The organism is Streptomyces sp. Alt3 (genome assembly GCF_030719215.1).
Lineage (GTDB): Bacteria > Actinomycetota > Actinomycetes > Streptomycetales > Streptomycetaceae > Streptomyces > Streptomyces glycanivorans.
Window position 1 is genome coordinate 8,139,033 of sequence record NZ_CP120983.1, and the last position, 18,231, is coordinate 8,157,263.

At 68.3% G+C, this 18,231-nt stretch carries 20 protein-coding genes and 2 pseudogenes; 10 read left to right on the plus strand and 12 right to left on the minus strand.

Annotated elements, in window-relative coordinates:
* Window positions 1-40 precede the first annotated feature (40 nt).
* The 3 genes and pseudogenes from P8A20_RS38950 (at window position 41) to tpg (ending at window position 2,765) form a co-directional block, all read left to right on the plus strand.
* Window positions 41-376, plus strand: a complete 336-nt coding sequence (locus P8A20_RS38950; protein WP_401538250.1) for a helix-turn-helix transcriptional regulator — start codon at window positions 41-43, stop codon at window positions 374-376.
* Window positions 306-2,195 (plus strand): annotated as a pseudogene (gene tap, locus P8A20_RS36090) (telomere-associated protein Tap); the annotation flags it as partial. The gene P8A20_RS38950 and the pseudogene tap, both read left to right, overlap by 71 nt.
* Window positions 2,196-2,207: 12 nt before the next feature.
* Window positions 2,208-2,765 (plus strand): telomere-protecting terminal protein Tpg, encoded by a 558-nt coding sequence (gene tpg, locus P8A20_RS36095; RefSeq protein ID WP_147961846.1) that lies wholly within the window; start codon window positions 2,208-2,210, stop codon window positions 2,763-2,765.
* Between the two features lie 144 nt (window positions 2,766-2,909).
* Here the strand turns inward: tpg and P8A20_RS36100 are convergent, their stop codons facing one another.
* From P8A20_RS36100 to P8A20_RS36115, 4 genes are all read right to left on the minus strand, one after another.
* Window positions 2,910-3,518 carry an SRPBCC family protein gene (locus tag P8A20_RS36100; RefSeq protein WP_306105016.1) on the minus strand — a complete coding sequence of 203 codons (609 nt, stop codon included), beginning with the start codon at window positions 3,516-3,518 and terminating at the stop codon, window positions 2,910-2,912.
* Between the two features lie 71 nt (window positions 3,519-3,589).
* Window positions 3,590-4,204, minus strand: coding sequence for an ABC transporter permease (locus tag P8A20_RS36105; RefSeq protein ID WP_306105017.1), 615 nt, complete (start codon window positions 4,202-4,204; stop codon window positions 3,590-3,592).
* Between the two features lie 129 nt (window positions 4,205-4,333).
* Complete coding sequence (locus P8A20_RS36110; protein WP_306105018.1) at window positions 4,334-5,392, minus strand: medium chain dehydrogenase/reductase family protein; 1,059 nt, start codon at window positions 5,390-5,392, stop codon at window positions 4,334-4,336.
* Between the two features lie 581 nt (window positions 5,393-5,973).
* Window positions 5,974-6,243, minus strand: coding sequence for a hypothetical protein (locus P8A20_RS36115; RefSeq protein ID WP_147962810.1), 270 nt, complete (start codon window positions 6,241-6,243; stop codon window positions 5,974-5,976).
* A 17-nt stretch (window positions 6,244-6,260) separates the two neighbouring features.
* Between P8A20_RS36115 and P8A20_RS36120 the strand changes: the two are divergent.
* A pseudogene (locus tag P8A20_RS36120) lies at window positions 6,261-6,463 on the plus strand (oxidoreductase dimerization domain-containing protein); the annotation flags it as partial.
* Between the two features lie 62 nt (window positions 6,464-6,525).
* Here P8A20_RS36120 and P8A20_RS36125 read toward each other — a convergent pair.
* Together P8A20_RS36125 and P8A20_RS36135 are read right to left on the minus strand one after the other, a co-directional pair.
* Window positions 6,526-7,776: a glycoside hydrolase family 64 protein gene (locus tag P8A20_RS36125; RefSeq protein WP_147962811.1), complete on the minus strand. Its 1,251-nt coding sequence runs from the start codon at window positions 7,774-7,776 to the stop codon at window positions 6,526-6,528.
* Window positions 7,777-8,694: 918 nt separating this feature from the next.
* On the minus strand, window positions 8,695-9,018 hold the full coding sequence (locus P8A20_RS36135) for a hypothetical protein (RefSeq protein WP_261988948.1): 324 nt from the start codon (window positions 9,016-9,018) through the stop codon (window positions 8,695-8,697).
* A gap of 304 nt (window positions 9,019-9,322) precedes the next feature.
* Between P8A20_RS36135 and P8A20_RS36140 the strand changes: the two genes are divergently transcribed.
* Window positions 9,323-9,496, plus strand: coding sequence for a hypothetical protein (locus P8A20_RS36140; protein WP_187282369.1), 174 nt, complete (start codon window positions 9,323-9,325; stop codon window positions 9,494-9,496).
* Here the strand turns inward: P8A20_RS36140 and P8A20_RS36145 are convergent.
* Complete coding sequence (locus P8A20_RS36145; RefSeq protein WP_147962813.1) at window positions 9,487-9,951, minus strand: DUF8243 domain-containing protein; 465 nt, start codon at window positions 9,949-9,951, stop codon at window positions 9,487-9,489. The two genes, P8A20_RS36140 and P8A20_RS36145, sit on opposite strands and share 10 nt — an antisense overlap.
* 426 nt (window positions 9,952-10,377) lie before the next feature.
* Between P8A20_RS36145 and P8A20_RS36150 the strand changes: the two genes are divergently transcribed.
* Window positions 10,378-10,728: a hypothetical protein gene (locus P8A20_RS36150; RefSeq protein ID WP_147962814.1), complete on the plus strand. Its 351-nt coding sequence runs from the start codon at window positions 10,378-10,380 to the stop codon at window positions 10,726-10,728.
* 18 nt (window positions 10,729-10,746) lie between these two features.
* Window positions 10,747-11,706, plus strand: coding sequence for a hypothetical protein (locus tag P8A20_RS36155; RefSeq protein ID WP_306105019.1), 960 nt, complete (start codon window positions 10,747-10,749; stop codon window positions 11,704-11,706).
* Between the two features lie 268 nt (window positions 11,707-11,974).
* Here P8A20_RS36155 and P8A20_RS36160 read toward each other — a convergent pair whose 3' ends face one another.
* Window positions 11,975-12,748, minus strand: a complete 774-nt coding sequence (locus P8A20_RS36160) for a PIG-L deacetylase family protein (protein ID WP_306105020.1) — start codon at window positions 12,746-12,748, stop codon at window positions 11,975-11,977.
* Window positions 12,749-13,494: 746 nt separating this feature from the next.
* Between P8A20_RS36160 and P8A20_RS36165 the strand changes: the two genes are divergently transcribed.
* Entirely contained in the window at window positions 13,495-13,701 is a 207-nt protein-coding gene (locus P8A20_RS36165) for a bacteriocin immunity protein (protein ID WP_187282459.1), read from the plus strand.
* A gap of 740 nt (window positions 13,702-14,441) precedes the next feature.
* On the opposite strand, the gene P8A20_RS36170 is transcribed toward P8A20_RS36165, so the two are convergent.
* Window positions 14,442-14,594, minus strand: coding sequence for a hypothetical protein (locus tag P8A20_RS36170; protein WP_187282462.1), 153 nt, complete (start codon window positions 14,592-14,594; stop codon window positions 14,442-14,444).
* Window positions 14,595-14,604: 10 nt separating this feature from the next.
* Here P8A20_RS36170 and P8A20_RS36175 point away from each other — a divergent pair, with 10 nt between their 5' ends.
* Complete coding sequence (locus P8A20_RS36175) at window positions 14,605-14,955, plus strand: hypothetical protein (protein ID WP_147964200.1); 351 nt, start codon at window positions 14,605-14,607, stop codon at window positions 14,953-14,955.
* Window positions 14,956-15,293: 338 nt separating this feature from the next.
* Here P8A20_RS36175 and P8A20_RS36180 read toward each other — a convergent pair whose 3' ends face one another.
* Window positions 15,294-15,950 carry a TetR/AcrR family transcriptional regulator gene (locus P8A20_RS36180; protein ID WP_306105021.1) on the minus strand — a complete coding sequence of 219 codons (657 nt, stop codon included), beginning with the start codon at window positions 15,948-15,950 and terminating at the stop codon, window positions 15,294-15,296.
* 152 nt (window positions 15,951-16,102) lie between these two features.
* On the opposite strand from P8A20_RS36180, the gene P8A20_RS36185 reads away from it, so the two are divergent.
* Entirely contained in the window at window positions 16,103-17,161 is a 1,059-nt protein-coding gene (locus P8A20_RS36185) for a glycoside hydrolase family 113 protein (protein ID WP_306105022.1), read from the plus strand.
* Between the two features lie 138 nt (window positions 17,162-17,299).
* Here the strand turns inward: P8A20_RS36185 and P8A20_RS36190 are convergent, their stop codons facing one another.
* Window positions 17,300-17,542, minus strand: coding sequence for an STAS domain-containing protein (locus P8A20_RS36190; protein ID WP_306105023.1), 243 nt, complete (start codon window positions 17,540-17,542; stop codon window positions 17,300-17,302).
* Between the two features lie 122 nt (window positions 17,543-17,664).
* On the minus strand, window positions 17,665-18,069 hold the full coding sequence (locus P8A20_RS36195; RefSeq protein WP_147964204.1) for an ATP-binding protein: 405 nt from the start codon (window positions 18,067-18,069) through the stop codon (window positions 17,665-17,667).
* Window positions 18,070-18,231 lie beyond the last annotated feature (162 nt).

An 18,231-nucleotide genomic window follows, 5' to 3' on the forward strand; every position in this document is an offset into this window, starting at 1 on the left:
GCACGTTTCGTGGGCTAGGGTCGTGGTCAGGAGGTGTCTCATGTCCGAGCTGTTCGACGCGGTCGACGCGCTGCTTGCGTCCCGTGCCGCGCTGCCGCCCCCGGCGGAGCGGAAGCGGCTGCGTGCCGCGCACGGCCTGACGATCGATGAGGTGGCCGGTGCGCTGAAGGTGCGCCGGGCCACGGTGTCGGGCTGGGAGGCCGGCAAGACCGAACCCCGGCCCCCGGAGCGCGACGCCTACGCCCGGCTGCTGGACAAGCTCGCGGAGCTCTACCCCGCCGACCCGGCCGCGCCCGTTCAGGACGCCGCGGTGGCGGCCACGCGCTCCTGCTCCCGTTGTGGCTGCCCCGGCGGCTGCTCCGCGTCCGGCGCGTAGCACCACGCCGCCGTCGTCGACGTCGCGCCGCCCGGATGCGAAGGAGTCGGCCCCGGCCGGAACCGTGGCGGGTGAGAGCGACCCGCGGTTCGAGAACGGCCCGTTGGCGGTCGTGGACGTCGAGGACGGACAGGTGGTGGCGTACTGTGTTGGCGGCCTGGTCCTGGACGTGCCCGCCAGGAGCATCCCGGCCCTGGTGGACTGGACGTTGCGCGAGGCGAAGCTCGGGGCACCGAAGCTGCCCGGGCCGGGCAAGGACGCCGACCCGCTGCTCGTGCTCACCGAGGCCGCGTGCGAGCGCTACGGCCTCCCCGCCATGCTGACGGAGGAGGAGAGGCTCGCCGGACGTCTGCCGGAGGGCCACAAGGTCATCAAGCAGCTTCACCGCGCGGAGTGGAAGCTGACCAAGCGCGGGCTCGCACCGTGGGCCAGGATCTACCGCCCCGCGACCGGTTCGGAGCGGGCCTGCGTGCAGCTGTGCATCCCGTCCTGGCAGGCTCTGGACACCCGGCACTGGGACACCGCCGGGCAGCTCCCGCCGGCCGAGCTCGCCCGTGTCCTGGGCGCGTACGCGTCGAGGGTGATGACGCCGCGCGGCTCCACCGCCGTCAACGGCCTGGAGCTGATGACCGCGCTGCACCCGCCGACCCGCGCCACCGCACCCGATGAGAGCGGCAGGCGCACCTCGGAGCACAACCCCGGCTCGCTGGGGAAGGACGCCATCGACCCGATGGACTGGCCTCCGTGCGAGGTGCCCGACGGGCACCCGGTCCTCAAGGACCTGCCGCGGTTCCACGTGCGCGGCCCGGCGGAGAAGCTGTTCGAGGAGGCGTACGACTGGGCACGGCCGATGACCGATGCCGAGTGCAGCCTGCGCCATCTGGTCGGCATCGACGTCAACATGGCCTTCGCCGCCGGTGCGAACGGGCTGAACGTCGGCCTCGGTGAACCGGAGTACGTCGAAGCCCCCGCGTTCGACCCGAAGCTGCCCGGCTCCTGGCTGGTCGACCTTTCCCACGTCGACCTGTCGACGGTGAAGGTCGGCAAGGACAAGTGGGCAGAGCTGGACGGCTCGCTGTTGCCCTCCCCGTTCACGCCGAAGGGCGACCGCCCGACGGGCCCGGCCTGGTACGCGACGCCGACCGTGGCCTACGCGGTGGAGCTCGGCTACGATGTCGCGCCGATCGAGGCGTGGATCCGGTACGACAACGGCCGCTACCTGGACGGCTGGTACAACCGGCTCCGTGACGCCTTCCTCGCCACGATGGCCGACCTCGGCGTCTCCGCCGACCTTTCGCCGGCCGGCTTCCTCGCGGCGATGGACGGCTGCAAGAGCCGTGACCCGGAGCTGGCGATCGTCGTCTCGGCGGTCAAGGCGACGGTGAAGGGCGGCCTGGGCAAGCTGCGCGAGCGGCCCCGGGGCGAGGGATGGCAGCCGGGCGAGCCGTGGCGCGCCCTGTCCCGCCCCACCTGGCGACCGGACATCCGGGCGGCGGTCATCTCCCGCACCCGGATCAACCTGCACCGCAAGATCGTCAAGCACGCGGCGTTCACCGGCCGGTACCCGATCGCGGTCCTGTCCGACTGCGTCGTCTACGCTGCCGACGGCGAGAGCCCGCTGGACTTCCTGCCCTACCGGGAGGGCAAGCCGCTGCCCGGCGGCTTCAAGCTCGGTATCAACCCCGGCCTGGTCAAGCACGAGGGTACCCAGAGCGTCCTGTGGGGCGAGGAGGTCCGTGAGCGGTTCAACGCGCCCGAACTCAACCTCGCCCGGTACATCAAGGACGGCACTGTCACCGACGTCGACAACGGAGAGTAGGAGAGGGCCACGATGAGCCTGATCGGGGACGGCCTGGACGCCGCGGTCCAGAAGGCGTTCACCCGCCCGGCACCGAAGCACGCGGGCCCGCGGATGCGGTACCTGGTCAAGCAGTTGGGTGGTACCAAGGCGGTCGCGCAGATGCTGCGGATCTCCCAGCGCACCGTCGAGCGGTACGTGAAGGACCAGATCAAGAAGCCCCGCCCGGAGCTCGCCGCGCGCCTGGAGCGTGAGGTGAAGAAGCGGTGGCAGCCGCAGATCCGGGCCAAGGCCAGGGCGAAGGCGGCGTCAACGGACGGCATCGTCATCGACACCCGCGCCCGCATGGGCTACACCGCACCGATCGGATCGACCGACCAGGACCGCATCCGGCACCTGACCGTCGCCCTGCCCCCGCAGTACGCCGCCCGCCTCTTCGAGGCCCAGGAGGCCGGCGCCGGCGACGCCCGGCTCCAGCAGATCGCGGCCGAAGCGCTCAAGGAGGTCTACTTCCAGGACGGCGGCCGCCGCGCCGGAAGCCTGGACGAGGTCCGGTTCACGGACATCGAACACCTCGAGTTCGACCTGTAGCAGCCGTGCCCCGAGCCGGAGCCCCGGACCGATGAGGCTCGAGACTCGATCGTCGTATCTGCGACCCCGTCACGCAGCTTTCGCCCTTGCCTCGGCGAAACCCCGGATCCTGATGTGCGCCTTCCGTACCGTCGGTGCGGCGTGTTACTCGCCCCGGCGGGCTGAGCAGTCGTTCGTCGTCTCGGCTGTGGTCCTGAGCCGGTTCACCCAGTCGACGAGGCCGGATTCGAGGGCTGCCTGGTTGCCGGGGATGTCGGCCTCGACAGGAGTGCCAGCCCAGGACTCCTCGGTCGTGGCGAGCACTCCACCCTCGACCTTCTTGAACGTCCACAGGTGCACGCCGTCGATGCCGTTGACGGGCGCGGCCCAAGCGAGGCACCGGTTCTTCTGGACGTTGGTGATCGTGGAGGTGACCTTCATGCCCTGGGGGGACCAGTCGAAGACCGTACCCGGCCGTACCGGTCCAGGCGTCTTCTTCTGCGACGGCGTGATCTCGGGGATCCAGGTGTTCCACGCGTCGATGTCGGTGTGCCGTTCCCATATCTCCCGCGCCGACGCCTTGATCAGAACGCTGGCGCGGGCGATGACCGGCGCGGTTCTGTCGACGGTCACGCCCTGGCATTCCTGGAAGGCGGGAGTGCCGGCGGCGGGTCGGGTTGCGCTTGCCGTCGCCATGGACGGGGCGGAGAGTGCTGTCAGCGTGGCGATCGCCGCTACGGCCATGGTCTGCAGGGCGCGGTGTCGCGTGGTCATCGGGTTGGTGCCTTCCATGATGGTTGCACTGCTCAGTGGTGGTGGTGGGGGGCTGGTCGGTCGGGAGGAGCTCAGCGCCGGCGCGGGCGGCGGCGCTCGAGGACGGTGGCGAGGGCGTAAGCGCCGCCGCCGGCGAGGGTGAGGACCCAGTAGAAGCCGGGGTTGCCGAGGAACAGGGCCGTGGTCGAGGTGAGGGCGAGCCACGTGCCGAGGGCGTAGTGGAGCAGGTTGCGGCGTACGGCGCCTTCGGCGACGTAGATGAGGCCGACGACGAAGCCGGAGCCGGTGGGCCAGAGCAGGGTCTGGATGTCGGGGTGGTCCACCGTGGCGCTGAGGCCGGTGATCGCGAGGAATAGGGCGGCGAAGGCGGTGACCCAGAGTGCGCCGAGGAGCTGGGCGGTGCGGACGGCATCAGGGTCGGTGGTGGTGCGCTGGGTGCGCAGGGCGGCACGGGTGGCCTGGACGGTGCCTGCGGCGAGTCCGGCGCCGAGCAGGGTCATCGGCAGCCAGCCGGGGAGGTCGAGGACGGGGGCGTCGCCCTGGGAGAGGGCGGCGGAACCGTGACCGAGGAGGTAGGCGAGGCCGAAGCTGACGTAGGTGCCGAGGTTGTCGACGTCGCCCGTCGAGGTGCGGTTCGGGGTGCTGTGGTCGACGGCTGCCTGTGCGGCGGGGGCGGTGACGGACATGACGGTGTCTCCGGGGCATGTGGGACGGGCAGGGCAGATGTGCGGGACGGTGAGGAGGCGCGGCAGCGCGCGAAGGGCGGAGCGGGAGGGGTGCGGGGGAGGGGGCCTTGATGCACTGCGCCCCGGAGGTCAGATCTCGGGGACGATGATGACCTTGCCGGCGACGGTGCGGGACTCGGCGAGCCGCAGGGCTTCGGCGGTGTCGGTCAGGGCGAACTTCGCGGCGATCTGGGGCGTGAGTGTGCCGTCGGCAACCAGGCGCAGGACCTGGGTGAGGTCCTCGGTCATCCGCTGCTGCCAGGTCTTCCTGCAGCGGCGCTTGCCGGCCCAGAGGTTGTAGAAGTGGGCCTTCTTGCCGTTGGGCAGGGTGTTCCAGGCGTTGAGGAGAGCGAAGAGCTTGAGGACGGGGAGCTGGGAGTTGCCTTCCTCGTCCTTCGAGGCGGCGGTGCCGTAGGAGACGAGCGTGCCGCCGCGGCGCAGCAGTTGCCAGGAGTCCTCGATGGCGGGGCCGCCGACGTGGTCGAAGACCGCGTCCACGCCGTCGGGGGCGAGCTCGCGGATGCGGGCGTACATGTCGGGGTCGCGGTAGTCGACCGGGGTGACGCCGAGACCTCGCAGGGTGTCGTGGTGGCGGGGCGAGGCGGTGCCGATGACGGTGACGCCGGCGTGTACCGCGAGCTGGACGAGGGTGGAGCCGACGCCGCCGTTGGCACCGAGGACCACGATGGTCTGGCCGGTGCGGGCCTTGGCGGTGCGGTGGAGCATCTGCCAGGCGGTGACGCCGTTGACGATGACCGTCTCCGCGGCGGCCGGGTCGACCTCGTCGGGGACGGGCATCAGGTCGGCGGCGTCGATGATCAGGTGGCTGGCCCAGGCGCCGATCTTGGTGATGGCGGCGAACCGGCGGCCGACCAGCGCGGCATCGGTTTCCGGTCCGACCGCGGTGACGATGCCGACGAGGTCGTACCCGGGCACGAAGGGGAATGGCGGCTGGTCGTAGTACTTGCCGCGGCGCATCTGCTGCTCGGCGAAGCAGATCCCGGTTGCCTCCATCCGCAGGACGACCTGGCCCTTCCCCGGCGCCGACAGGTCGTGGGTCTGCAGCTCCAGGCCGTCGGGCTCGACCTTGCCCGGCAGTACGACTTGGGTGGTGGTGGTGGTGGTGGTGGTGGCGGTGGTGGTGTCCACAGGGATGCTCCTTCGACTGTCAGCGGGTTCCGCTGCATGCTTACGGTCGTAAGGTTATTGACGTTAGGTCAAGTCGCGCAAGGGGGTTCATCGATAAACTTACGGTCGTTAGTTCAAGGTGGCCGGCGAGGCGCAGACAGAGAGGGCGCAACCTGGGCGAACGTGCCTCTCTCCAGTGGTCACCGTCTTGCCGGCCTTTCGACGCCGACTCAGGTGTCCGGAAACCGGCGCTCAGGGGACCCGGAGATTTCTGAGTATGTGCGGACCACCGTGCCCATGGAGTCCGGCACTTCCCCACGGCTGACTCCGCCGGGTCCGCCCGCTCGTGGGGCGTCAACGGGCGGAAGTCACGTCGGATGTGTCGGGCGAAGAAGAAGTGAGTTGCGGCTTCGATGGGTGTGGGCGCTCGGCGGCGTCCGGGGACGTCGTGGAAGGTGGTTGCGCCCGCGGAGCGGAGCCGGTCGGCACTGGCGCCGCGGGTCTGAAGGTGGCGTGGACGTCAGTGGCGGTGAGGTGCTCGCGTTCTCGCTCGGTGTACTGCTGGAGCAGGTCGGCGAGGTCCGGGTTGAAGCGCAGTATGGTCACCGGGGGCGTTGAAGCGCCTGGCGATGGTGACGAGTTCTGCGTGTGTCCGAGGGGGTGACGGCCGTCGACCCGTCCACTGAGCTGTGTCCGGTGACGAGCCTGGCGACGATCCTGCGGTCACGTCCTTCGTGCAGCCCACCGGTGACGCGCAAGCGGCACAGCGGCAGGCGCTCCGGGGCGAACTCGGCTGTCGCGTAGGCGAATCCTGTCTCGACGACACCCTCGCCGAACCCGAACGGGCGGCCACCGCGTGCGCCGTTTTCCATGCCGCGACGTGAAGTGCGCTCGCGTGGTCGTCGACCTCGACCGCGAGATCCTCCGCGGCGTCACCTTTGTCGGTCCCGCAGTCGGCAAGCTCATCCCCTGCGCCACGATTGCCATCGCCGACGAGGTCCCTGTCATACGCCTGCGCCGGCCGCAGCGTTGTACCCGACGATCAGCGAGATCTGCCTGCGGCTGACCGAGGTGTACCTCGCCGGGGAATGAGCGTGACCGGGCCCGGGACGGAATTCGTCTCGGGCCCGGCTGCAACTCGCACGGCAGTTCCTCTAGTTGAACGAGTCCAGCGTGATGTACGCCTGCTGCGGGTCGCCGTCGTGCACCAGCGACTCGTGCGCGCCCACGTCGTCGAAGGCGAAGCCGTAGGCCTTGCCGTCGGCCATCTGGGCGTGGATCTTCGCCGAGTAGTGATTCGTGACCGCGTCCTTGTAGAAGTTCGCGTTGTTCGCGTCGGGCTGGTTGGGGTTGCTCAGCAGCGTCGACCGGTTGAAACCGGCGCACAGCGTTCGGGAGATGGGCCCGCGGACCAGGTCGTTGGGCGCGTCAAGGAGTTTGTAGCAGCCGAAGATGCTGTCGGAGTCAGGCTTCTGGAAGCTGGTGACGACCGCCCCCGAACTGTTGGTGAAGTTCATGGTGTTGCCCTGAACCCGGCCGAAGTACTTCGTGTTCGGCTGGTCCTTGAACGGTTGGACGGTCAGCGTCTGCGAGGAGTACTTGCTCCACACCCGGTTGACGTAGTCGTCCATGACGGAGGCCGGTAGCGCCCCGGCTTCGATGCCGTGGCCGGGGGCGAGCGCCCGCAGGATCGTGCCGTCGGAGCGGGTCCTGATGAGCCCGCCCCAGCCACCGGGCTGGCTGCGCAGGGAGTCGAAGAACGCCTTGTAGCCACCGGGCTTGAGGTGGCCGGTGGTAAGGGTGGTGCCGTTCGGGCGCTTCACGCCGACCGCGTACGGTGCGGAGAACATGTCGACCTGTGTGCTGTTGATCCACAGGCCGGCGTCGTTGAGCGTGTACTCGGTCCAGTTGAAGAGGATGTTCGCGTTCGGGTCGCTCGGGTTCTGCACCGCGGGCTGCACCAGACCGCCGGTGGTGAGCTTGAAGACGAGCTTTTGCCCGTAGGAGAAGTAGACCCGGCCGGAGAACTTCGGCATCCGGATCGTCTTCGACTGTCCGTTGGCCGGGCCCGCGATGGACGCGTCGGGAGCGGGCGTCGGCGGGTTGCCGCCGGCGGGCCACGGATGGAAGGTGCCGTTCGCGTCGGCCCATCCCTGGCGCCCGGACGAGAGTTCGGTGCCGATCACATAGACGTGCACCTGCTCGCCACGCCCGGAGTTGTTGGTCAGCGTGAGCGGGATGGTCGTGGGGACGGCGGCAGCCTCGGTGGCGGCGGTGACCTGGGTGACGACAAGACATCCGCCGGCCAGCGCGAGCGCGGCAACCAGGGCGGCGGGCCTGAGACGGGCGCGGCGGGCTCGGTGTGTACGTGGTGTACGTGGGGCGGAAGGAAGGTTGGCAGACAAGCTCTACTCCTCATCCGGAAGGCCGTGCTGCGGGGGGTGGCCAGTGCGAGTACACCCAATGCGAACGTGAGAGCGCTCTCAGAGGACTTCCTGGAGCGTATCGACCGGTCAGGGACGCGTCAATGTTCTGGTCTGGACCACCGTAGTCTGCGGCATCGGCTTGGTCTGCCGACGGAATCTGGGAGCGGCTGCTGCAGCAGGTCCAGGCCGCGGCCGACGCGGCAGGGGGGATCGACTGGGACATCCCGGTGGACTCCACCATCGTGCGCGCGCACCAGCACGCGGCCGGTTCCCGCATCGATCCACGACCAACTCTTGTCGACTCGAAGGGGGACGAGTCGTTGGAACACCAGGACGAAACTCCGTGGCAGATCCTCGTCGGCCGGCAGGCCGGCTGGTGGAGGTGGTGCGGGAGGCGAGAGCCTGGGGCGTTCGCGCGGGGGGCTGCACCAGCAAGATCCACCTGAGCGCGGACGGCCGCTGCCGCCCGCTGTCCCTGATCGTTACGCCCCAGCAGCGAGCCGACTGCACCCAGTTCATACCAGTGCTGGAGAAGATCCGGGTACTCCGGTTCGGACCTGGCAGGACCCGTGGAAACCCGACAGCATCGCAGCCGACAAGGCATACAGCAGCGGTCCTTGCCGCCAGTATCTGCGGCGGCGCGCCATCCACCACACGATTCCGGAGAAGGCCGACAGTCAGGCCGCCCGCCTGCGCAAAGGATCGCGAGGTGGCCGGCCGCCGGGGTTCGACGAGGAGCGGTACAAGAAGCGCAACACCCTCGAGAGGGTTGTCAACAGGCCGAAGAACTCCCTTGCCGTCAGGACCCGTTACGACAAGCGCGGCTACGTCTTCCTCGGCGCTGTCACCGCAGCCGCCCTTGTCATCCGGCTCCGGACCTGACCGCGTGCCAGGACCTCAACTCACCAAGGCACCCGGCGCCAGCACCAAGCCCGCTGCCGCGAGGAAGTCCTCAAGGCCAATGACACCGTTACCGCTGCCGTCATCCCATTCGATCAGGAGTCCGGAGAGGCCCTCGTTCCAAGACTCCGCCGTGTCGGCGTCGTCCTCGGGGCCGGGATGCCACTCGACGCAGCCCTCGCCATGCCGGTATCGGAGAAACAGGTACTGGCCGTCTGCCGTCCAGGCACTCCACTGCGACGGGTGTGCGGAACACGTCTGCACAACCCGCGTCAGCTTCGGACCCTCATTCCTGCCCATGCGACGATAGTCGCGCAGCATCCTGCGTCCGGCAATCGGCTTCAGACCGTCGCCCAGGCGCCTCAAGCAGCAGCTATACGCACGCCATCAGGTTCGCCCATGGCGCCAGGAGACCACGCTCGGGCTCGATTGTGCAGCATCGCCTCTGCAGCTCACGCGACCGCCGACGGCAGCCGCCGCCGTCCTCCAGCAATGTGCCGGCCATGATCTCGCCATCCTGCCCGACCCCGCATCAGAGCCCGGCAAGGCCCTGTCGGTCGGGCGCCCGGACGCTGACGAGCGGCTCCTGACGCCGTGGCGAGGGGTCGCCGGACCGTAGCCGCGTTTGGAGATCCTGCACTGGGAACTGCAAGGCTCGGGCGTTGGCTCGTCGCAGCTCTCCGCCCACATGCTCAGCCTCGCCGACCGGCTCTTCATCCCCGCGGTGCTGACCATCACGGCGCGCGCAGGGGACCGTGCCTCAGCCGCCGCCGGCAATCCCCGCACGCGTCAGGCGTAGGCGTACGTACCTGACGAGTATTCGGAGTATTCGCCGCCCCCGCACTTGAGTGCGCCCAACAAGGTGTTGCCGCAGTTGGCGCATATGACCGGACGGCCGCCGTCTCGGCCGCGGACCGTGACCCACGACGCCTCGGCGTCGGTGAGGACGGACCGCAACGTGTCACGGCTGTGCCGCTGGGCATCGACCGCCGTCTTGACGAAGTCGAGGAACGTAGTCGTGCGCGCGCAAGAAGAACACGTGTGGTCGACCACCTGGAAAGGCCCGTGCAGAGCGGAGGGCGACACCTGAAGGTAGTTCGCCAGTTCCCGCACCTCGTCCTCGTTCATCGGACGCAGGCACGCCGGCGTGTCCGAGGGGAGGCGCTCGATAACACCGGATTCGACTTCATAGGTTCGCGTCTGCTCGGGCCTGTCGCGCAGCATCTGCACAACCTCGTCATAGCTGAGCTTCATGGGGGAACCTCCTCCTGCCGATCGATCCCTGCTGCTCGGAACGCTCTCCACCGTGAGCCGCAAACCTGAAGCAGGCCCACTCATCCGGGCATTACCGCATACTGTTTCGTCACCGCCAGTGATGCACATCCAGGAACGGTGTGCGAACGCACGGAACTGACGGATCGCGCCGATAGCGTGACGCTCACACCACACCGGACATCGGCCTTCGTCGCTGGTCCGACGCCAAAGCTGTTGATCCAGCGGGCGGATCATTGACGTGCGTCGCAGAATTCCGGCGCAATCATTTTATGCGGACTCCGAGGTGTCGGCACATGAACTCTTTTCCGGGAACGCGAACTCCGGGTTGCGGGCTCCCCGTTCCGATGTGCAGGGGGAGGAGAGGCGTGGGATCCTGTCAGAAAGTGGAGAGTAAGGAGTGGTGTCGTGGGAACCTATGCCGGCCAGGCGGAAAGTGATGGCGAAAGGCTTGCTGACGTGCCCATCGACACGTTCCGCAGCCACATTCGTTTCATCGAGAAGCACAACCTGTGGAACGAGGTGAGAAGCGCCCTGCGTGAAGCCGGTGTCGACACGGTTGCCATGGACATCCGACCGGTTCGTGTGATCAGTGAACTGGTCGCCGCGAAGGGGAGCGCCCTTCCGGAAGAGGCCGATCACTCGGACGCTGTGGTCACTCCTGAGTGCGGGTGCGACTCCATCAGTGGCCGTCCTCCCGTGACCCCGGTCGGAGGCGGCGATGCGGGTGCAGGAGACGCGGGCCCGCGCCCCGAGTGACCCGTGCAGGCCGACGGCATGAAGCGCGACGACCTGCGCATCGCCCGGGAGGCGAAGGCGCGTTTCGGTCCTCAACTGCTGGCCCACCCGGACGTGGAGGGCGTGGGGGTGGGCCGGCGTCGGCGGTCCGGAGACAAGACGGACGAGTACGCCGTCGTCGTGCATCTGCGTCAGAAACGCCCGGAAAGTTATGTCTCTCCCGCTCGATTGCTGCCCAAAGAGTTGCGTTTCACCGAAAAGAGCGGGCGCGATGTCGCGGTGCGAGTAGACGTGCAGCAGCACGCAAAACCCGTTCCGGAGACTGGCAGGGTCCGCCCGGTTCCAGGTGGGGTGAGCGTCGGTACCGTGGGAACGCACGTCGGATCAGGCACGCTGGGGGGATGGGTATGGGACACCGTGACCCGGCAAGTGGTCGCGCTGTCCAATGCCCATGTGTTCGGCTCACGCCTCGGAGTGAGCATCGTTCAGCCTTCTAGTGACGACGGCGGAGTTCCACCGGACGACCGCATCGCCGCAGTTTTGCGCACAGGATCACTCGATGCGGCGATAGCCGAGCCTGCTGATGTGTCGATTGTCAGTGCGTCCATCGTTCAGGGAGGGCCTGCGGTTTTCGAAATCGCTGAGGCGGCCTTGGACATGCGCGTACAGAAGACGGGACGTGCGACGGGACTCACCTTCGGAATTGTCGACCTGATCGACTTCGACTCGGATTACCGCGGTTCGCACTCCGACCTGTGGATCGATGCCGAGGGCGGCGACTTCTCGCTGGGTGGGGACTCGGGAGCGCTGTACCTGCTCGCATCCGGCAATGCGGCCCGCGCGGCTGAGAAACGGCAGGTTGTGGGGCTGCACTGGGGTGGGTCGGGGCAGGACGGGGTCGGTCATCACATCCGGGCCGTCTTCGACGATCTGAAGCTGAGCACGCTGCCGCGCGGGATCAATGCCCCTGCCGTCGACGCGGCCGTCGACCCCGCCTGAAGTGCGCGGCCGGACAGACCGGGCCATGCAGCCGATACGTGGCGAACACCGTCCGCAGGCCGAGCTGTCCCGCCAACGCGGTGATCGACTCCGCTTCCTCGCGCATCACATCGCACACTGAGCGGCTCCATTCAGCCGTCACCAGCTTGTCGGCCGGGCCTGCCGCCATCACGTGCTTGCTCGCGTGCGGAAGTCGTAGTCCTCTCACTCCGATCGGTGAGTGCTTGCTCGTGGGCGGTGAGGAGGTGGGCGGCACCGGGTCCGCGTGTCAGATGGTCAGCCGGACTGGGTCGCCCTTGGTGGGACCGGGAGTGAGGCGGGTGAAGTGCTCGGTTTGGATGATCCGGTTGCGGCCGGCTTCGGGAAGGCGGGCGAGGATACCGGGCAGGGACCGCTCGCGTGCGACTTCGCCGCGGTGCGCGAGGACCGCCGCCCATTTCGCATCGGCCCAGGGGGTGACGTCGACGCTGGTGGTCACGTACGAATCCGGTACCGCGAGGATGGCCTTGCCCGCCCCTTTGAGTAGCGGGCGGAGCAGGCCGACGCCGGACTCGGGGTGCGTGGCCGCGTACAGGGCGGTCGGCTGCCAGGGCGGGCCCGCATCGGGATGAAGGTGGGCGAGGGCGGCCGCTTCGACGGCGAGCAGGGTGATCTGGTGCGTGCGTACGTGGTCAGGGTGGCCGGTCAGCTGTCCGACGGCGTCGTGGGTGACGACGATGTCGGGGCGAAAGTCGCGGATATGGGCGACGAGGTGACCGACTGCTTCGTCGAGGGGAGCGTCGACGAGCCGGGGCTGACCGGGCGCGGCCTCGGGATTGCGGGCGTCGCCGTAGCCGAGCAGGCGTGGAGCGCCGGCGCCCAAGGTCAACAGAGCGTCAGCGAGTTCGGGAACGCGGCGGCTGTTCGGCGCCCAGGTCGCGGTGACGACGGTGGTACGGGCGCCGGCGGCGTGGTGCTGGGCGAGCACGCCGCCGGCCAAGAGGCTCTCGTCGTCCGGATGCGCGAACACCCTCAACAGGGTCGGCAGTTGCGGTCGGTTCATGGCGAAGAGGTCTCCTCGGAGTGGCGTACGGACGGAAGGGAGGCCAGTGTGATCGGCGGCCTGCCCGGTGGCTATGGGCCAGCACATGGTGTGCCGGCCCATCGGGTGCCGTGGCTGCGTAGACCGGTTCGCCCACCCTGAACCCATGCCGCGCAGCGTCTCGCCCAGCCCGCTGTCACGTTTACGAGTTGTGAGCAGGAACGCTGCTGCGGTCCTGATCTGTTACCTCGCTTCGCCTGGGTCTGCTCAACGCTCGTGAGCAAGGAACCGGCACGGCCGGCCCGACGGCTGCTGTTCCGGCGGAGCTGGTCGCGAGACGTCCCCCGTGGTGGGCCCGCAGGTCAGAACAGGGCTCCTGTCCCTCCTTAAGGGACCTTGTGTTGCCGGGTGGGCTGAGATCCGGGCGACCAGTCGGTACGGCGGCGTGGTCAGGCGTCCGTCGAACCGCGCCATCACCTCGGCAGCGGGGCCGCCGAGGCGAGCAGTGCTTGTCGCGATGCTGGAAGGCGGCGCTACCGCGTCCCGATGTCCCGCCGTCCGGCAGCCAGTTGTCCGGTCAGGAACCGCAAGGTCCGGCTGGACGGATCAATCGAACCGTCCAGGGCGCGGTCACCACCGTCAGAGCGGAAGAAGGCTCACAGATACCTCTGCGCGGGTCTCCACGCGCACCAACCTCCGGCCGATCACACCGCTCGATAAGGTCGCTCCCGGAGAGGGGCCTGGTGATTGCGGTGGGGTTGAGTCGGATGGAAGCGGTCGCGATTGTGCAGCGAATCATGGAGGCGGACTACGCCTCCGATGACGAGGTGAACGACTTGCTGGACAGGCTGGCCAGAGCTCTTGTCTGCCCGTCCGGTCATATCAGCGACCTGGTCTTCTGGTCGCCGGAGCGGGAATTGTCGGCGGAGGAAGTTGTCGACGAGGCATTGGCATATCGGCCGCTTTCCTTGTGACGTCGGTCTTCCCCTCGAGGTCCTGGACGTGCTGCTCCGACGAACGTCTTGGCGGCTGTCAGGTGTTCGCTGACAAAGGCTCCTTGCACTCTTCGGGATCATCGTGCAAGTCGTCCGGCGGGGGCTCGTTCTCCATCGCGGCAATGGACAGCCATGAACTTCTTCACGCTCGGGTGAACGAACGCGCGCGTCAGGGGAACACGTGGCGCCAGGAGCTGGCGGCCGCCTTGGCGGGCGTATGCCAGAGGGGGCGAACCCACGGGCGCTGTTCAGGAAGAAAATCACCTAAATGTACGGAAATCCTAAGAGGGCGGTTCATGGGCATTTGACCTTGTCTTGTCTTGAAGGGCACTCATCAGCGGTTACTTCGAAAAGCGCTGTCCGGTGGGGCCCCGGGTGATACTCGGCTTGTGGACTGGTTGGAGCGAGCTCGGGCGGCGGAACAGCATCAAGATTGGGATGAGGCGATCGCGCTGGTGAGCGCCCACGCCGAGTGCTTCTCCGGGGATTCAGACATGCACGACAACCATCTGTGGCACATGGATCTGCTGGCCCGGGCGGAACGGATTTCAGAACTTACGGATCGCGCCCTCACGGATAGCCACGCACGTCGAAGACTTAACAGATCGCTTCGGGAGCGGGGTATGGAGGCGGCGCTGTGTGACCGTGCCGAAGACGGCGACCGTGGACCTGTACGTCCTTGTTCGACTGATGTGTGAGACGGGTCGGGTGCGAGAAGCTCAGACGGTAGTTGCGGACATCGGCCCGGAGGACCAGTACGCACGCCGGGTTTTGGCCGGCGATTCCTGGAAATAGGTGTCCGGCTGCGGCTTTCTCGCGAAGTTGCCGGTGTCGGCCTCGGTGAGGACGCCGAGTTCGACCAGGCGTTTCATCTTGACGCGGGTGCCTTCGAGGCTCTTCGGCAGCAGTTCGTGGCCGAGGGCTTGGCAGGCGTCCTCCCAGGTCCTGACACAGATCGACGACCTGCAGAGCCGGTTGCGGGAGGCCGAGACGTACGTGGAACACCTCGCGATCGCCCGCAAGACCGTCACCACGTTCCCGCCCCTCTGCCACGAGAAGCCGGACGGGCCGTACTGGCTGCGCCCCTTCCGCGCCGACTGTCGTGTCGACCCCGAGGAATCCCACCGCGTGACGGCTCAGGGGCACAGCCACTCGCTGGCGATAGCGGCCAGGACCGCCTCCGGCTGGAGGACCGAGCCCGGAGCCAGGCCAACAGGCGACGACGTCGGCTGACGCAACACCAGGTGCCCTGCCGGCGGCCTTCATCCGGGCCGGTCGGCTGCCCGGCCGGCCCGGCGGTGCGCTCGTGGAAAGGTGCGCCGACGGTGGGCATGACGGTCTGCTCCTGACCGCCGACCGCAAGAAGAAGGGCCGCCGGGGCGGCAGGTCGGTCGCGCATGACGCCGAGCCCCGTCAGGACCGGAGCGCCGCGGAACGCCGCAACGACAAGACCAAGGCGGGGAGCGGTCCGTCTACGCGTCACGGCAGGACACCCGAGAGCTACCTTGCTTGCCGGGCTCCACCTGCGCGGGGCGATGGCCTGGCTTCTCGGCCCGCACCCCACTGCGTGATCACGACTGGTGCGGGCCGCGTGAGGCTGATGTGCCGCCGCGGGGTCCCCGTCCCCGGACCAGGGGCAGGAAGACCTCGTCGACGATCTCGGCGAGGACGGCGTCGGGCACGGTCGGGACTCCGAGCATCACGTACTCGTGGCGCAGCAGCGCCATGGGTGCGTACGCGACTCGAGGGTGTAGAGCCTCGGGTGCGGCTTCTCCGCGGGCGACGGCCCGGCCGAGCATGGTCAGCCAGGCTGCCTCGTGCGCGCTCTCCGCCGCCGGGTCGCGCAGTTCGGTCAGGAGCTCCGGAGTGCTGCCGGCTGCCGCGATCAGCCCGCGCAGGATCTCCCCGTACGGTGACGACCAGGTGCTGTTCGCGCGCCGCAGCATCTCCAGGGTGTCGCCGCGCAGCGAGCCGGTGTCCGGCGGCACGGTCTCAGTCGTGGCCAGTCGACGGTACGCCGCCACGCCCAGCGCGACGCGGTTGGGCCAGCGCCGGTACAGCGCGTTCTTGTTCGTTCCGGCCCGTCGGGCTACCTCGTCCATCGTCAGGGCCGGTACGCCGGACTCCTTCAGGACTTCGGCAGCCGCTTGCAGGATGGCCTTCTCCAGCTCTGCCCCGCGTCGCCGCGTAGCCGAGGTCTGCCGCGGTTCCTTCCTGGCTCGTGCCACCGGCCGTCCTCTCTCACCCCATCGCACCCGGATCTACGGTACGCATCGTACCTTCCGGCATCTCGTGCTTCCCACTCCAGGCGACTTTCAAGGTACGGTGCGTACCCAGTACGGTACGGAAAGTACCGTAAATCGTGAGGAGATCTCCCGTCGTGCGCACCTTCGGCATCACTTACGACACAGGCTTCACCACCGCGGGAACCACCACCCGTGAACCCTTCGACCCCGCTGTCGTCCGCCGTGAGATGCAGATCATCCGCAACGAGCTGGGCTGTGACGCTGTACGTGTCACCGGCGGGGACCGCGACCGGCTCGAGACGGCTGCGCGATACGCGGCCGAAGCCCAACTGGAGGTGTGGTATTCGCCGTTCACCAACGGCCTCACCACCGGAGAACTCCTCGACTTCCTCGCCGACGGCGCCGAACGCGCCGAGCGGCTGCGACGTGAAGGTGCCGAGGTCGTCTTCCTCACCGGCTCGGAGATCTCCCTCTTCACCGTCGGACTGCTCCCCGGTGACACGTTCGAGGACCGCGCCACCGTCCTCACCGACCCGCAGCAACTGCGGGCCGCGTTGCCCGGGCTCCCCGCACTGGTCAACGCCTTCCTCGGCCGGGCGGTAGCTGCGGTGCGCGCCCGGTTCGGCGGAAGAATCGGGTACGCCTCTCTTCCGTTCGAGGGCGTGGACTGGGCACCGTTCGACATAGTCGCCACCGATGCCGGATACCGCGATGCGCAGACCGCCGACCGGCTCGCCGACGGCCTGCGGGCACTGACCGCACACGGCAAGCCGGCCGCCGTCACGGAGTTCGGTTGCACCACCTACCGCGGGGCCGCCGATGTCGGCGGCCGGGGGGACGCCGTCATCGCGTGGGACGACCGCGCCCGTCCGGTGCGGTTCACCAGCACCGTGGTCCGTGACGAACAGGAACAAGCCGACTACCTGCGTGAACTCATCGACGCCCTCGACGAGTCCGCCATCGATGCCGCCTTCGTCAACACCTTCGCCCGCTACGACCTTCCGCACGCCGGCGCCGACGACGACCGTGACTTCGACAAAGCGTCCTTCGGCGTGGTCAAGGTCCTCGACGGCGGACGCACCGGAACCGCGTACCCGAGTCTGCCCTGGGAGCCCAAAGCCGCCTTCCGCGTACTCGCGGAGTACGGCCGCAGCCGAATCCGCACGAGCCCCGACCCAGCTGCGGCGGGGTGACCTGGCTCGCCGAGCACGAGGACCAAAGGGCGTCGTACTACCTGCTGTCGTACTCGCCCCACGGGGCGCCCAGGTGTTTCCGCCGTGCGGCGCACGCGCGAGGGCGGCGCCCAAGTGGCGCTGCCCTCGGTGGATGGATCAGGCGAAGCTCTTGACCGCTTCGTCCTCGGTGTCGTAGACGTCGAAGACCGTGATCAGCTGCGTGATGGCCAGGATGTCGTGGATCTTCGCGGGCAGGTTCACCAGCTTGAGCTTCGCACCCCGGTTGGTGGCCCTCGTGTAGGAGGAGACGAGTTCGCCGATGCCCGCACTGTCGATCGTGGTCGCACCCCTCAGGTCGAGGAGGATCTTCGTCGAGCCGTTGTCGAGCTCTTCCTGCACGGCACCGCCACGGCACCGCGCAGTGCTACGTCACCCACCCCGATGGTGATCTTTCCTGTCAGGGCGATGATGCTGACGTCGTCCACGGTGCGGCGGTTGACCTGAGCCATGAGTGTTTTCCTCTATGTGGTGGTGTCGAAGACCAGGACCACATCGGTTCCTGGTGGATCGTCGCGGCGCGCGACGGTGTAGCTGTCCGTCAGGTGGTCGATCAGGACGAGGCCGCGGCCGGAGGGGGTCAGGTTGACCTTCCCGGTGGGCGGGGGAGGCGTGAAGCCGTCACCCTCGTCGCCGACCGTGACGCGCACCCGGCCCTCCCGGATCTCCCAGTCGAGCCGGACGCGCTTGCCTGGGTGCTGCCGGTTGCCGTGCAGGACGGCGTTGGCCGCCGCTTCCCTGACGGCCAGGCAGATCCTGTACCGGTCGTGCTCGCCGAGCCCGCAGGTCTCGCCGATCGTCTCCGCCCAGTTCGCGGCCTCATCGATGTGCACCACACCGGACGGCAGCTCCACTGCCTTTTCGCCCATGTCCGCCCTCCGCCCGGTGCTCCGTCGGCAACCTTGGCGAGGCTATGCAGGGGCAGGCGACGCGTTCCATGACATGGGTGACTGTTCACGCAAATGGGGCAGCGACTTCAGGACGCGTCTGGCTCGTTTGCACCGCACGCCCGCACGCCCGCTCACCTGCCC

Coding starts and splice junctions, on each gene's coding strand:
- P8A20_RS38950 (WP_401538250.1), top strand. CDS start 41: ATGTCCGAGCTGTTCGACGCGGTCGACGCGCTGCTTGCGTCCCGTGCC.
- tpg (WP_147961846.1), top strand. CDS start 2,208: ATGAGCCTGATCGGGGACGGCCTGGACGCCGCGGTCCAGAAGGCGTTC.
- P8A20_RS36100 (WP_306105016.1), bottom strand. CDS start 3,518: ATGACCACGCGACACCGCGCCCTGCAGACCATGGCCGTAGCGGCGATC.
- P8A20_RS36105 (WP_306105017.1), bottom strand. CDS start 4,204: ATGTCCGTCACCGCCCCCGCCGCACAGGCAGCCGTCGACCACAGCACC.
- P8A20_RS36115 (WP_147962810.1), bottom strand. CDS start 6,243: ATGGAAAACGGCGCACGCGGTGGCCGCCCGTTCGGGTTCGGCGAGGGT.
- P8A20_RS36135 (WP_261988948.1), bottom strand. CDS start 9,018: ATGCTGCGCGACTATCGTCGCATGGGCAGGAATGAGGGTCCGAAGCTG.
- P8A20_RS36145 (WP_147962813.1), bottom strand. CDS start 9,951: ATGAAGCTCAGCTATGACGAGGTTGTGCAGATGCTGCGCGACAGGCCC.
- P8A20_RS36155 (WP_306105019.1), top strand. CDS start 10,747: ATGAAGCGCGACGACCTGCGCATCGCCCGGGAGGCGAAGGCGCGTTTC.
- P8A20_RS36160 (WP_306105020.1), bottom strand. CDS start 12,748: ATGAACCGACCGCAACTGCCGACCCTGTTGAGGGTGTTCGCGCATCCG.
- P8A20_RS36165 (WP_187282459.1), top strand. CDS start 13,495: ATGGAAGCGGTCGCGATTGTGCAGCGAATCATGGAGGCGGACTACGCC.
- P8A20_RS36170 (WP_187282462.1), bottom strand. CDS start 14,594: ATGAAACGCCTGGTCGAACTCGGCGTCCTCACCGAGGCCGACACCGGC.
- P8A20_RS36195 (WP_147964204.1), bottom strand. CDS start 18,069: ATGGGCGAAAAGGCAGTGGAGCTGCCGTCCGGTGTGGTGCACATCGAT.